The organism is Cryptosporangium aurantiacum (assembly GCF_900143005.1).
GTDB classification, from domain to species: domain Bacteria; phylum Actinomycetota; class Actinomycetes; order Mycobacteriales; family Cryptosporangiaceae; genus Cryptosporangium; species Cryptosporangium aurantiacum.
The window spans coordinates 1,078,548-1,091,344 of record NZ_FRCS01000001.1; the positions used below are offsets into that span (position 1 = coordinate 1,078,548).

A 12,797-nucleotide genomic window follows, 5' to 3' on the forward strand; every position below is an offset into this window, starting at 1 on the left:
CCGCTCGGCGCGGCGCCTGAGGCGCTCAGCGCGCCGCTCTCGCGGGCCGGTCCTGCGTTTCGCGGGCCGGTCGTGCGTTTCGCGGGCCGGTCGTGCGTTTCGCGGGCCGGTCGTGCGTTTCGCGGGCCGGTCGTGCGTTTCGCGCGCCGGTCCTGCGCTTCGCGCCGGTCCTGCGCTTCGCGCCGGTCCTGCGCTTCGCGCGGCGCTTCGCGTCGCTAGAAAGTTGGCCACTTCTCGACGTGTCCGGGCGGGCGGACACGTCGGAGAGTGGCCAACTTTCTAGAGGGGCCAGACACGGGCTGTGGTGTCGTGGCTCGCGGTGACCAGGTGGCGGTTGTCGGGGGTGAACGCGACCGCGGTCAGCGCGGACGTGTGCCCGCTGATCGGCGGGGCGAGGGCGCGGCCGGTGCTCGGGTTCCACAGCCGGGCGGTGCCGTCGACGCCCGCGGTGGCCAGCGCCCGTCCGTCCGGGCTGAACGCGACCGCGGTGACCGCGCCGGTGTGCCCGGCCAGCCGCTCGGAGACCTGACGGCCGGTGTCGGCGTTCCAGAGCCGGGCGGTGCCGTCGACGCCCGCGGTGGCCAGCAGCCGTCCGTCCCTGCTGAACGTGACCGCGTGCACCAGGCCGTGCCCGGTGAGGCTCGTCAGCTGGCGCCCAGTGGTCACGTCCCAGATGCGGATCGTCTCGTCGAAGCTGCCGGTCGCGATCCGCTGGCCGTCCGGGTGGAACGCGACCGCGCGGACGACGTCACTGTGCCCGGTGAGCGTGCCGACGGTCTCGCCGGAGCGGACGTTCCAGATCCGGACCGTGTGATCGAAGCTGCCGGTGGCGACCCGGCGGCCGTCGGGGTGGAACGCGACCGCCCGCACCATGTCGGTGTGGCCGGTGAGCGACGAGAGCTCGGTGCCTGCGGCCGGGTCCCAGATCCGAACGGTCCGGTCGTCGGCGACGCTGGCGAGGCGGGTGCCGTCCGGGCTGGACGCGAGGCCGTTGATCCGTCCGGTGTGGCCGGACATGCGCGTGATCCGGCGTCCGCCGGGCAGCTCCCAGATCCGGAGCGTGCTGTCCGCGCCCGCGGTGGCGAGGCGGGTGCCGTCCGGGCTGATCGCGAGCGAGGTGACGGCCTCGTCGTGGCCGCGGATCTCGACCGGTTCGCCGGGTTCGAAGGTGGCCCGGATCTGCGGCGGCGCGTACGCCCGCCCGCTGACGGGCGCCGTGCCGCTGACGGGCGCCGTGCCGCTGACCGGCGCGGCGCTGACCGGCGCGGCGCTGATCGGGGTTGCGCTGATCGGGGTTGCGCTGACGGGCGCCGCGCTCACGGGGGCGGCGCTGATCGGCGCGGCGCTCACCGGGGCCGACGGCGGCGGTGCCGGCGGTCCGCTCCGTGGCGCGGGCGGCCCGGCAGGGCTCGGCGGGGCCGGCGGTCCGCTCTGCGGCGCGGGCGGCACGGCCGAAGGTGCTGATGGGGCGGCCGAAGGTGCGGATGGGGCGCTCGGCGGGGCCGGCGGTCCGCTCTGCGGCGCGGGCGGTGCGGAGGGCCCGGTCGGCGGTGCGGGTGGCGCGCTCTGGGGCGAGGGACGCGTGCTCGGTGGGGTCGCGAACGGGGCCGGGGCGGCTTCGGCGGCGCGGAAGTCCCGCTCGCCGCGCGCGATGCCCGGCGCCGCCTGTGGCTCCGGCGCGGGAGGGAACGGCTGCCGGTGCGGCTGGTTCCAGCCGCCGTGCTGCGCCGGGCCGCCGTGCTGCGCCGGGCCGCCGTGCTGCGCCGGGCCGCCGTGCTGCGCCGGGCCGCCGTGCTGGGGCGCCCCGGACTGCGGGGCGCCGGGGTGCTGCTGCGGGCCCTGGTGCTGGGGAGCACCGGGGTGGGACTGCCCGGGGTGCTGGGGCGGGCGGTGGTGCTGTGGCGGGCCGTATCCCGGGGCTCCGTGCGGTGGTGCGGGATGCGCTGGCGCTGCGTGCGGAGGCCCGGAGTGCGGCGGCCGGGCGTGGCCAGCCTGAGGCGGGAAGGGCGGCCCGGACTGGGGCGGGAACGGCGGACCCGACTGCGGGGCCGGCGCGGGGTAACCCCCCGGACCCGGCTGCGGCCCCCGGAACGGCGGGGCCGAATGCGGCGCGGAGTGCGGTGGCGCGGAGTGCGACGCCGGAAACGGCGGCGCGGAGTGCGGTGGCGCGGAGTGCGACGCCGGAAACGGCGGCGCGGAGTGCGGTGGCGCGGAATGCGACGCCGGAAACGGCGGGGCCGAGTGCGGTGGCGCGGAGTGCGGTGGCGCGGAGTGCGACGCCTGGAACGGCGCCCCGCCGTGTGGTGCCCCGCCGTGCGGCGCCCCGGCGTGCGGCGCCCCGGCGTGTGGCGCCGCGGACGGCGGCGGCGCGTCGAAGGCCCGCACCCGCAGCGCCCCCTCGGCCACGATCAGCTCGGGCTGCTCCAGCACCGTCGCCGGCACGCCCAGCGTCCGGTGCAGCAGCGTCGCCACCATCGGGATCCGGGTCGATCCCCCGACCAGGAAGACCGCCGATAGGTCGCCGGGCGTGATCCCGGCCTCCCGCAGCACGCCCTGCACCGAAACGATCGTCCGCTCCAGCAGCGGCCGGATCAGCTGGTCGAGCTCGGCACGCGTCAGCGGCACCTCGTCGTCGATCAGCGGCACCGGGATCAGCGTCGACGCCGACGACGACAGCAGCTCCTTGGCGGCCCGCACGTCGTCCTGCAGCAGCCAGCGCGCCCGGCGTTCCGCCGCGGTCTCCGGCGCGGTCAGCGCGCGCCACGCGTCCGGGTCGCGCTTCTCGACCACCGCGCCGACGTGCTCCAGGATCGCGTGGTCGATGTCCAGCCCGCCCGCGTCCACCAGGCCGTCGGTCGCCCGAACGTCGTAGCCGGTCGAGGTCCGCCGCAGCACGGTCGCGTCGAACGTGCCACCGCCCAGGTCGTAGACCAGCGCGTTCCCGCCGACCGGTAACCGCGCGCCGTGGACCTCGGCGAACGCGGCCGCCGCCGCGACCGGCTCGGGAACCAGCCCGACCGAGTGCACCGGCCACCCGGCCGCGGCCGCGGACCGACGGAGCAGGTCGCGCCGCGCGCTGCCCCAGACCGCCGGGTGGGTGATCCGGATCTCGCCGGGAGCCGACTCGCCGGTGACCCGCCGGGTCTCGTCGGCGACCCGGCGCAGCACGGCCGAGAACAGGTCGGTGACGCCGAACTCGTTCGCGCCGAGCAGCACGATTCCGTCGTCGATGCGGCGCTTCGGGTTGGGCTCGAACCCCTCGGGGTGCAGCCGGGCGGTGTGCAGCGCGGCGCGTCCGACCAGCAGATCCTGGGCGGGCGTCGCGCAGACCGCGGACGGCAACTGCGGCTGACCGTCCACGAGCAGCGGGTTGACACGGCCATCGGGCCTGGCGAGGACCGCCACCGTGTTCGATGTCCCGAAGTCGATCCCTAGTCGTGTCCCTACAGCCGCCACGCCGTCACCATAGGCCGCTCGCTGCGCGCCCGGTGCCGTACCCGGTGTCCGGTAGTCGACTGCCCGCGCCGGGCGGAACTAGCTTGCGCGGTGCCACCTACCGTGTTGTCGTTCCCCGGGAGGTCGGTGTGTCTCGGCGAGGCTGGCTGCTGTTCGTTGTCATGAGCGTCCTGTGGGGCGTGCCGTACCTGATGATCAAGGTGGCGGTCGACGGCGTTTCGGTGCCGATGGTCGTGTTCACGCGGACGGCGATCGGCGGGTTGCTGTTACTTCCGTTTGCACTCCGCGGTGGCGGCCTGCGCCAGGTGCGAAAGCACTGGCGTCCGGTTCTGGCCTTCACGGCGCTCGAGATGATCGGCCCCTGGTACTTCCTGACCGACGCCGAGCGGACGTTACCCAGTTCGCTGTGCGGGCTGATCATCGCGACGGTCCCGGTCATCGGCGCGATCGCGGTGCGGGCGACCGGCGGCACCGACCGGCTCGGCCGCAAGCAGTGGGCCGGCCTCGCGGTGGGCCTGATCGGCGTCGGGATCCTGGTCGGACCGAACCTCGGCGGCGGCGACGCCTGGCCGACGGTCGAAGTGCTGTTCACCGCCCTCGGCTACGCGATCGCGCCGCTCATCGTCGCCCGGTATCTCGACGACGTCCCCGGCCTGCCGCTCACCGCGGTGTCGCTCAGCCTGGCCGCGGTCGTCTATACCCCGGCGGCGATCGTCACCTGGCCGGAGCAGTGGCCGGAACCGGAGGTGCTGTGGGCGCTCGCCGGGCTGGCTCTGCTCTGCACGACGATCGCGTTCCTGGTGTTCTTCGCGCTGATCCGGGAGGTCGGCCCGGCGCGCGCGACCGTGTTCACGTACGTGAACCCGGCGGTGGCGGTGCTGGCGGGCGTGCTGGTGCTCGGGGAGCCGCTCACCGTGCTGATCGTGGTGGCGTTCACGCTGATCCTGGCCGGTTCGGTGCTGGCCACGTCCCGCGACACACCGGCGCCGGGGCCCGCCCGGGCCGAGAACACGGCGGAAACCGGCGTGAGGTAGCGTCGTTATTTGGGTGATGCAAGGAACTTGGGTCGGCAGGGAATAGCTGCTCAGCGCACCCGGTTGGTTCATCCCGGCATCGCTTGACGTATGGCTTACGCCGATAATTCTGTTTCTGTCGAGTGCATCGATGCAGTAAAGAGTCAACCAGCTGTCCGGCCCATCACCTGCGGATCGGCGCAAAGGAAGAGTTCATGGCAGAAGTGACCACGGCCAACGACGACAAGATCACTCCCGACATACTCAAGGTCGCCGGGGTAGTCGTCCTCGGCGCCATCATGTCGATCCTCGACATCACGGTCGTGAACGTCGCTCTGCCGACGTTCCAGACCGAATTCGGCTCGCCGGACGCCCCGCTGGACTACGCGCAGGTCGCGTGGACAGTGACCGCCTACACGTTGGCGCTCGCCACTGTGATTCCGCTCACCGGGTGGGCGGCCGACCGGTTCGGCACCAAGCGGCTCTACATGACCGCGGTCGCGCTGTTCACGCTCGGCTCCGCGCTCTGTGCCGCCGCGTGGAGCATCGAGGCGCTGATCGGTTTCCGAGTGCTGCAGGGCCTCGGTGGCGGCATGCTGATGCCGCTCGGCATGACGATCATGACGAAGGCCGCCGGCCCGAAGCGGATGGGCCGCCTGATGGCGATCCTCGGTGTGCCGATGCTGCTCGGCCCGATCGGTGGTCCGATCCTCGGTGGCTGGCTGATCGACGCCGCGAGCTGGCACTGGATCTTCCTGATCAACCTGCCGATCGGTCTCGGTGCGCTGGTCTACGCCTGGGTCGTGCTGCCAGCCGACACCGCCCAGCCGTCCGAGTCGCTCGACTTCGTCGGTGTGCTGCTGATGTCGCCGGGTCTCGCGCTGTTCCTCTACGGCGTCTCCTCGATTCCGGAGGCGGGCACGGTCACGGCGAACAAGGTCTGGATCCCGGCGCTGGTCGGCGCCGCCCTGGTCATCGCGTTCGTCCTGTACTCGTTCAAGCCGAAGCACCCGTTGCTCGACCTGCGGCTGTTCCGCAACCGGAACCTCACGGTCAGCGTCATCACGATGTTCTTGTTCGCGGTGGCGTTCTTCGGCGGCCTGCTGCTCGTGCCGACCTACTTCCAGCAGATCCGCGGTGAGTCGGTGCTGATGGCCGGCTTGCTGGTCGCTCCGCAGGGGCTCGGCGCGATGGTGACGATGCCGATCGCCGGAACGCTGTCGGACAAGATCCCGGTCGGTCGCATCGTGCCGTTCGGTCTGATCGCGATCATCATCGGCATGTTCGGCCTGACGCAGATCGCCGCCGACACCCCCTACTGGCAGCTGATCATCTGGCTGTTCGTGCTGGGTCTCGGCATGGGCCTGACGATGATGCCGATCATGACGACCGCGCTGCGGACGCTCACCAACCACGAGGTCGCGCGGGGCTCGACGCTGCTGAACATCACCCAGCAGATCGCCAGCTCGGTCGGCGTCGCGCTGATGTCGGTGCTGCTCACCAACGGCCTGAAGGACGCGGAGCTGGCGCTGCCGGCGATCGCGGCGCAGCAGGACCCGCGGATCGAGCAGCAGCTCGGCGGCCCCGAGGTCGTCGCGCAGGGTCTGTCGCAGGCCGCGGAGGCGTTCGCGAGCACGTACTGGGTGGCGGCGGCGCTCTGCGTGCTGACGCTGGTCTCGGCGCTCTTCCTGCCGCGGAAGAAGGAGGAGTCCCACCTCCTCGACGACCAGGACGAGTCCGCCCCGCCTGTGATGATGCACTAGCCGATACCACCCCGAAGGCCCCGCGGCGCCCGCCGCGGGGCCTTCGTCGTGAAGCGGGTAGCTGGACGGGGAACGTCTGTTAATTTCGGCGAACGGGTAGTGATCGACCCGGCACCGGAAGAGGAGACGCCGATGTCCCCCGAGGAGCTCACCGCGGCGATCGACACGCTGCTGCGTGACCATCCCCCCGCGACCACCGATCCGCACGACTTCTTCGGCGCCCGGTTCGACGCCGGTCTGGCGTGGGTCTGGGTCGACCCGGCCGACGGCGGTAGCAACGCCGCTCCCGCGTTACAGGCCCTGGTCGAGCAGCGGCTGAGCGACGCCAGGGCTCCGCACCCGGGCGCTTACAACCCGATCGGCCTCGGTATGTGCGGCCCGACCCTGCTCGCCCACGGCACGCCCGAGCAGCGCGCCAAGTACCTCCGCCCGCTGTTCACCGGCCACGAGGTGTGGAGCCAGCTGTTCAGCGAACCCTCCGCCGGCTCGGACGTCGCGGGCCTCGCCACCCGCGCCCGCCGCGACGGCGACGAGTGGATCCTCGACGGTCAGAAGGTCTGGACGTCGTTCGCGCACCTGGCCAGCCGCGGCCTCATCCTCGCGCGCACCGACCCCGACGTCCCGAAACACCAGGGAATCACCGCGTTCATCGTCGATATGCACGCGCCGGGCGTCGACGTCCGGCCGCTCCGCCAGATGACCGGCGAGGCCGAGTTCAACGAGGTGTTCTTCGACGGCGTCCGGATCCCGGACAGCGACCGGCTCGGCGACGTCGGCGCGGGCTGGCGGGTCGGCACGACGACGCTGATGAACGAGCGGGTGTCGCTCGGCGGCGCGCTGGCCACCCGGGCCGAGCCGGGCAGCGAGATCCTGGACGGGTACCGCGTCGCCGCGTCCCGGGGCGAGGGCAACCCGGTCCGCCGTGACCAGGCCGTCCGGCTCTGGATCGAGGCGAACGTCAACCACCTCACCGCGCTGCGGGCCGCCGCGGGCGGTAACCGCGGCAAACCCGGGCCGGAAGGATCCGTCCTGAAGCTCACCACCGCTGAGTACAACCGAAGGGCCGCCGAGTTCCAGGTCGACCTGCTCGGTATCGGGGGTGCGCTGGTGCCCGGTTACGAGCTGCGCCGGCCGACGCTGCCCTACGGCAGCAGCGGCACCCCGGCCACCACGACCACGTTCCTCCGCACTCGGGCGAACACGATCGAGGGCGGGACGTCCGAGATCCTCCGCAACATTCTCGGTGAACGAGTGCTCGGCCTGCCCGGCGACGTCCGGGTCGACAAGGGTGTCGCCTGGAAGGACGTGCCGCGATGATCTTTTCCGAGGAACAAGAAGAACTGCGTCGCACGGTCCGAACGTTCCTGGAGCGGACCTCGCCGGAGTCGGCGGTTCGCCGGCTGATGGAGACCGACGAGGGGTACGACGCGGCCGTCTGGAAACAGATGGGCGAGCAGCTCGGTCTCCAGGGCATCCACATTCCCGAGGAGTACGGCGGCGCCGGGTTCGGGTTCGTCGAACTCTGCCTGGTGCTCGAGGAGATGGGGGCCGCGCTGCTCCCGGCGCCGTTCTTCGCGTCCGCGGTGCTCGCGGCCGAGGCGCTGCTGGAATCCGACGACGAGGACGCGAAGAAGGAGCTGCTGCCCGGCATCGCGAGCGGCGAGACGATCGCGACGCTGGCGTACGCGAACGACGCCGGGCACCCGGACGGCGCGGTGGAGGCGAACAGCACTCCGGCCGGGTACACGCTGACCGGTACCCGGCACTTCGTGCTGGACGGCGCGCTCGCCGACCTGATCCTGGTCGTGGCCTGCGCGGACGCCGGGCCGTCGCTGTTCGCGGTGCAGAAGGGCGCGGAGGGGCTGTCCACGGTTCCGCTCTCCACGATGGACCTGACCCGTAAGCAGGCCGACCTCACGTTCGACGCGACTCCGGCACGGCTGATCGGTGCCGAGGGCGCGGCGGACGGCGTCCTCGACCGGGTGCTGTGGCTGGCGTGCGTCGCGCTGGTGAACGAGAGCGTCGGCGGGGCGCGCGCGGTGCTGGCGCAGGCGACCCGGTACGCGACCGAGCGTCTGCAGTTCGGACGTCCGATCGGGTCGTTCCAGGCGATCAAGCACAAGTGCGCGGACATGCTCGTCGCGGTCGAGGGCTCCCGCTCGGCGGCGTACCACGCGGCGGCGATCGCGCAGGCGAACGACCCGTCGCTGCCTGCTGTCGCGTCGCTGGCGAAGTCGTACGTCGGGGAGGCGTACTTCTCGGTCGCGGCCGAGAACATCCAGGTGCACGGTGGGATCGGGTTCACCTGGGAGCACCCCGCGCACCTCTACTTCAAGCGCGCGAAGTCCTCCCAACTCCTCTTCGGCGACCCCCTCCACCACCGCGAACTCCTCGCTCAGCGATTTGGTCTGTGAGGTAGACCGCCTCCAAGACGGTGGTGCCGTCGAAACCCAGTCGGACGCTCAGCGAGTGGGCGATCCCGGGAAGGAGCGGCGTGTCACGGGCGACCGCGCGGCGTAACAGCGCCCCCGCGGCGCGCAGCGCGGTGACCCGGCCCTCCACCTCGTCCAGACGTCGTCCGGCGAGCCGCGCGTCCACCAGCGCGGCGAGCAGCGACGTGCGGGACTCGCGGAGCATCCGGTCGGCGCCCCGCGGCCCGCTCCGGGCGACCAGTGCGGCCGGGTCGGTCCCCGGCGGCAGCACGACCGCGTCCACCGGCCCCGTCCAGTCCCGCAGTAGCTGGTACGCGCGGTCGGCGGCGCGCCGCCCGGCGTCGTCCGGATCGAAGCAGACCACCACCGGCGTGCCGGGCACCACCGTCGCGGTCAGCAGCGCCACCTGGCCGGTGGCGAGCGCGGTGCCGCACGTGGAGACCGCGGCCAAGCGCCCGTCGGGGCCCGGCGGTAGCCGGGCCAGCGCGACCGCGTCGGCAGGGCCCTCGACGATGACGACCGCGCCGGGCGGCCGGCGTGCCTCGAACGCCTCGGCGAGGGCGTAGAGGTGGTTGCTCTTGGTGTAGATCGGCGTCGTGGCGCTGTTGCGGTAGCGCGGGACGCGAGGGTTGCCGGAGAGGTCGCGGCCGACGAACGCGCGGACGCGGCCGGCGCGGTCGCGGACCGGGAACATCACGCGGTCGCGGAACGCGTCGAGCGTACGGCCCTGGGACGCGATCGCCAGCCCGGCGGTGAGCAACTCGTCGGCGGTGAAGCCGAGCCGGCGCAGGTGGTCGCTCAGCCCGGTGCGGGCCGGGGGCGCGTAGCCCAGCCGCCACGGCCGTGCGCGGGCGAGCGCGCGGGGGATGCCGCGGCTGCGCAGGTAGTCCACGGCGGGACCGCCGGGCAGCCGAGCGAGCTGCCCTGCGTAGTAGGCGGCCGCGCGCTGGTGCGCCTCCAGGAGGCGGTCCATCAGCACATTGTGTCCCAGGCACGCCTACCCGCTGGTAAGGATCCGGACTGCAATGCTTAGGGTGGAAGAGGGCGGAACGAGGAGATCAGTGGCCACCATCCATGAGGTCCTGGAGATCGAACGGATCGAGGACGACATTTTCCGGGGCAGCACTCCGGACACGTTCCTCCAGCGGACGTTCGGTGGGCAGGTCGCCGCTCAGGCGCTGGTGGCCGCTACTCGGACGGTTGCCGAGGGGTACACCGTGCATTCGCTGCACGGGTATTTCATCCGTCCCGGTAAGCCCGACATTCCGACCGTCTACCTGGTCGACCGGATCCGTGACGGACGGTCGTTCGCCACCCGCCGCGTGACCGGGGTCCAGGGCGGCAAGGCGATCTTCTTCATGTCGGCGTCGTTCCACGTGCAGGACGAGGGCCCGGAGCACCAGGACACGATGCCGGGCGTCCCGTTCCCGGAGGACCTGCCGGACCCGATCGGCCTGCAGGGCCAGATCGCGGCGTGGCACGCCCGGGAGTGGCCGGACTGGGACCTCCGGCAGGTGCCCGCCGACTCCGTGGGACGCGTGCCCGGCGTGGCCGCGCAGCAGCAGGTCTGGATCCGGTACCGGCACAAGCTGCCGGCCGACCCGGTGTTCCACGTCTGCGTGCTCACGTACTTGAGCGACATGACGCTGCTCGGGTCGGCCCGGGTGCCGCACCCGGACACGAACACCCAGGGGGCGTCGCTCGATCACGCGCTGTGGTTCCTGCAGCCGTTCCGCGCCGACGACTGGTTGCTCTACGACCAGACCTCGCCGGCCGCCGGCTTCGGCCGGGCCTTCACCCAGGGCCGGATCTTCGACCGGCAGGGACGCCTGGTAGCTGCGGTGACGCAGGAGGGCCTGATGCGGTACGAGCGTGAGCCGGACGCCAGGCCGGTGGTCGACGTCGGTAAGGCCTGACACGGTCTACATCGGCCCGAGCTTTACGTTTTGCATTGACGGGTACTCCGTATCTCGACCGAGCAGAATCGAGACACACGGAGGCCGACAATGTCGACCGGGCTGATCATCACGCTCGTCGTGATAGTGCTCCTCGCGCTCGTCGTGGCCGCGGTCGTCGTGCCGCGCCAGCGCCATGCGAAGGCAAGGAAGGCGGAAGAGCGCCGCCTGAAGGCGCAGGAGCACCTCGAGGAATCCAAGGCACGGGCCGCGCGCGCCGAGGCCGAGCGGGCCGCCGCTTCGCAGCAGGCCGCGCAGGCGCAGGCCCGTCGCGCCGAAGTGGAGCAGGAGCTGGCTCGCGAGGAGCGAGAGGCCGCCGAGCGGCGTCGCCGTGCGGACGAGGAGCACGCCGAGGCCGAGCGCCTCGCCCAGGAAGCGCGGAAGCTCTCGCCGGACATCGACCCCGCCGGTGCCCCCGGTGACGCGCGGATCCACGATCAGGACGCCGCCTACGACGAGGCCCTCCGCGAGGACCGCGTCCACACTGACCGGACCAGCCGCCGCGACGACCGGGTCGTGACCAACGACACCGAGACGGTCGAGCGGGACGCCACCGTGCGTACCGACGCTCGTCAGGACCCGGACCGCGAGGTCATCGTCGAGGACGCCGAGACCCGCAAGCCGGTGGGTCGCGGCCGGCTCGGCCGGTTCCGTCGCGAGCACGTGGAGCACTGACGCTCGTTCTCATCCGGCCCGGGAGCCCTCGTGGCTCCCGGGCCGCTCTACGTCTACCTCGAACACCGCGACCTGGTCGGCGGCGGCTTCGAACTCGTCCGGGTCGGCGCGGCGCACGAGGCCGAGTTGGACGAAGAACGCGACGCCGTGCGGCACCTCGGTCGGGAACGCGCGCATCACCGCCCGGCGGACGCCTGGATCGGTGACCTCGGCGAGCCGCACCCGCTCGGTGCGGCGTCCGTACGCCAGCGTTCCGGAGCCGGCCGCGCGGACGTTGCGCGCCCACTGCGCCTCGGCGAGACCGGCGATGACGTAGCGCTTGCCATCGACGCGGAGCGGGGAGACCGGCGTCGTCCGGGGCTTGCCGGAGACCCGGCCGGGGACGGTCAGCACGTGGATCGTGCCGAGCCGGAGGTTCGCCCGGTTCAGTACGCGGACCACTCGGTTAGCGGCGGGGAGCCAGCGAGGGAGCTCAGCCATCGGGATTCCTTCGACGATCGAAATGATTGCCTACCGTAAGCTCTTTCGAGTGTCGAAGCAATCACCAGAGCGGGAACTGCTCGTCGAGCGCGCAGCGCGGGCCGCGGCAGATTTCGGTGCCGCTGCCGGTGCGGTCGACGAGCAGGCCAGAGCGGTGCTCGGCATCAACCCGACCGACGCGTCGATCCTCGCGGTGCTCTACGAGCGGGAGCAGTTGACCGCGGGCGAGGCCGCCGCGGCGATCCGGCTGAGCCCGGCGGCGACGAGCACTGCGATCCAGCGGCTGGTCGCGGCCGGGCACCTCACCCGGACGCCGGACCCGGCCGACCGGCGCCGGGCGGTGCTCGTGCTCACCGAGGCCACCCGGACGTTGCTCGCGGCGATCTACGAGCCGATCGGCGACGAGGGGACGGCACTGCTCGCCGACTACACCGACGACGAGTTGCGGGTCGTCACGCGGTTCCTGGAGCGGGGCCGCGCGCTCCAACTCGCCCACGCCGACCGGGTCCGCGCGCTCCGGTAGCTACGAGAGCGTGCGTTCCAGCAGCGGGCGCATGCGGCGGGGGATCAGCTCGCGAGCGGCCAGGCTCGTGCTCGTCCGCATCACGCCGTAGGCGCCGACGATCAGCCGCGTCACCCGGTGCAAGTCTTCCGGGTCGGTGGCCACGACCTGCGCGATCAGGTCGGCGTCGCCGGTGACCGCGTGCAGTTCCAACACCTCGGGGATCGCCGACAGCGCCTCCACGGTCGGGTCGAGATCACCCTGGCTGATCTCGATCGAGACGAATGCGAGCAGCGAATACCCCATCGCGCCCCGGTGCAGCCGGCTGGACGGCGGCGCCAGCGAACCGTCGGCCTCCAGCCGCCGCTGCCTGCTCTGCACGGTGTTCCGGGCGAACCGCAGTTCCTCGGAGAGCGCGGTGGTGGTGGCGAGCGGGTCGGCGTCCAGCGCCAGCAGGATGGCGGCGTCGGTGCGGTCGATGATGCGCGTTTCGCTCAACCGTGGCCTGCTCTCGACGTCCA

12 protein-coding genes and 1 pseudogene are annotated in these 12,797 nt (G+C 72.4%); 8 read left to right on the plus strand and 5 right to left on the minus strand.

Translation table 11 applies throughout. The annotated features are described in order from the left end of the window. Window positions 1–279 precede the first annotated feature (279 nt). Entirely contained in the window at window positions 280–1,350 is a 1,071-nt protein-coding gene (locus BUB75_RS48745) for a WD40 repeat domain-containing protein (protein ID WP_425430865.1), read from the minus strand. Here BUB75_RS48745 and BUB75_RS48750 point away from each other — a divergent pair. Then, window positions 1,235–1,996 (plus strand): pentapeptide repeat-containing protein, encoded by a 762-nt coding sequence (locus BUB75_RS48750; RefSeq protein WP_425430866.1) that lies wholly within the window; start codon window positions 1,235–1,237, stop codon window positions 1,994–1,996. The genes BUB75_RS48745 and BUB75_RS48750 overlap by 116 nt on opposite strands. A 407-nt stretch (window positions 1,997–2,403) precedes the next feature. Here the strand turns inward: BUB75_RS48750 and BUB75_RS48755 are convergent. Further along, window positions 2,404–3,456: pseudogene (locus tag BUB75_RS48755) on the minus strand (Hsp70 family protein); the annotation flags it as partial. A 128-nt stretch (window positions 3,457–3,584) separates the two neighbouring features. Here BUB75_RS48755 and BUB75_RS04695 point away from each other — a divergent pair. The 4 genes from BUB75_RS04695 (at window position 3,585) to BUB75_RS04710 (ending at window position 8,646) form a co-directional block, all read left to right on the plus strand. Further along, window positions 3,585–4,490 (plus strand): DMT family transporter, encoded by a 906-nt coding sequence (locus BUB75_RS04695; RefSeq protein WP_073251714.1) that lies wholly within the window; start codon window positions 3,585–3,587, stop codon window positions 4,488–4,490. Window positions 4,491–4,684: 194 nt separating this feature from the next. Beyond that, window positions 4,685–6,232 carry a DHA2 family efflux MFS transporter permease subunit gene (locus BUB75_RS04700; RefSeq protein ID WP_073251716.1) on the plus strand — a complete coding sequence of 516 codons (1,548 nt, stop codon included), beginning with the start codon at window positions 4,685–4,687 and terminating at the stop codon, window positions 6,230–6,232. A 132-nt stretch (window positions 6,233–6,364) separates the two neighbouring features. Beyond that, window positions 6,365–7,549, plus strand: coding sequence for an acyl-CoA dehydrogenase family protein (locus BUB75_RS04705; protein ID WP_073252813.1), 1,185 nt, complete (start codon window positions 6,365–6,367; stop codon window positions 7,547–7,549). After that, entirely contained in the window at window positions 7,546–8,646 is a 1,101-nt protein-coding gene (locus BUB75_RS04710) for an acyl-CoA dehydrogenase family protein (RefSeq protein ID WP_073251718.1), read from the plus strand. The genes BUB75_RS04705 and BUB75_RS04710 overlap by 4 nt, the downstream gene beginning before the upstream one ends. On the opposite strand, the gene BUB75_RS04715 is transcribed toward BUB75_RS04710, so the two are convergent. Continuing rightward, complete coding sequence (locus BUB75_RS04715) at window positions 8,564–9,637, minus strand: DNA primase (protein WP_143175022.1); 1,074 nt, start codon at window positions 9,635–9,637, stop codon at window positions 8,564–8,566. The genes BUB75_RS04710 and BUB75_RS04715 overlap by 83 nt on opposite strands. An 88-nt stretch (window positions 9,638–9,725) precedes the next feature. Here BUB75_RS04715 and BUB75_RS04720 point away from each other — a divergent pair, with 88 nt between their 5' ends. After that, complete coding sequence (locus BUB75_RS04720; RefSeq protein ID WP_073251723.1) at window positions 9,726–10,580, plus strand: acyl-CoA thioesterase; 855 nt, start codon at window positions 9,726–9,728, stop codon at window positions 10,578–10,580. A gap of 90 nt (window positions 10,581–10,670) precedes the next feature. Further along, a complete protein-coding gene (locus BUB75_RS04725) occupies window positions 10,671–11,294 on the plus strand; it encodes a hypothetical protein (RefSeq protein ID WP_073251725.1) in 624 nt (207 codons plus the stop codon). A gap of 9 nt (window positions 11,295–11,303) precedes the next feature. On the opposite strand, the gene BUB75_RS04730 is transcribed toward BUB75_RS04725, so the two are convergent. Further along, the gene (locus tag BUB75_RS04730) at window positions 11,304–11,774 is read right to left on the minus strand and encodes a nitroreductase/quinone reductase family protein (RefSeq protein ID WP_218617295.1); all 471 of its coding nucleotides are present in this window, start codon (window positions 11,772–11,774) and stop codon (window positions 11,304–11,306) included. A 49-nt stretch (window positions 11,775–11,823) separates the two neighbouring features. On the opposite strand from BUB75_RS04730, the gene BUB75_RS04735 reads away from it, so the two are divergent. Next, entirely contained in the window at window positions 11,824–12,297 is a 474-nt protein-coding gene (locus BUB75_RS04735) for a MarR family winged helix-turn-helix transcriptional regulator (RefSeq protein ID WP_073251730.1), read from the plus strand. Here the strand turns inward: BUB75_RS04735 and BUB75_RS04740 are convergent, their stop codons facing one another. Then, a complete protein-coding gene (locus BUB75_RS04740) occupies window positions 12,298–12,774 on the minus strand; it encodes an Lrp/AsnC family transcriptional regulator (RefSeq protein WP_073251733.1) in 477 nt (158 codons plus the stop codon). Between the last annotated feature and the right edge of the window lie 23 nt (window positions 12,775–12,797).

Bases quoted from the DNA above. Each gene is read 5' to 3' on its own strand.
- BUB75_RS04710 (WP_073251718.1), top strand. From the start codon at position 7,546: ATGATCTTTTCCGAGGAACAAGAAGAACTGCGTCGCACGGTCCGAACG.
- BUB75_RS04715 (WP_143175022.1), bottom strand. From the start codon at position 9,637: ATGGACCGCCTCCTGGAGGCGCACCAGCGCGCGGCCGCCTACTACGCA.
- BUB75_RS04705 (WP_073252813.1), top strand. From the start codon at position 6,365: ATGTCCCCCGAGGAGCTCACCGCGGCGATCGACACGCTGCTGCGTGAC.
- BUB75_RS04700 (WP_073251716.1), top strand. From the start codon at position 4,685: ATGGCAGAAGTGACCACGGCCAACGACGACAAGATCACTCCCGACATA.
- BUB75_RS04725 (WP_073251725.1), top strand. From the start codon at position 10,671: ATGTCGACCGGGCTGATCATCACGCTCGTCGTGATAGTGCTCCTCGCG.
- BUB75_RS04730 (WP_218617295.1), bottom strand. From the start codon at position 11,774: ATGGCTGAGCTCCCTCGCTGGCTCCCCGCCGCTAACCGAGTGGTCCGC.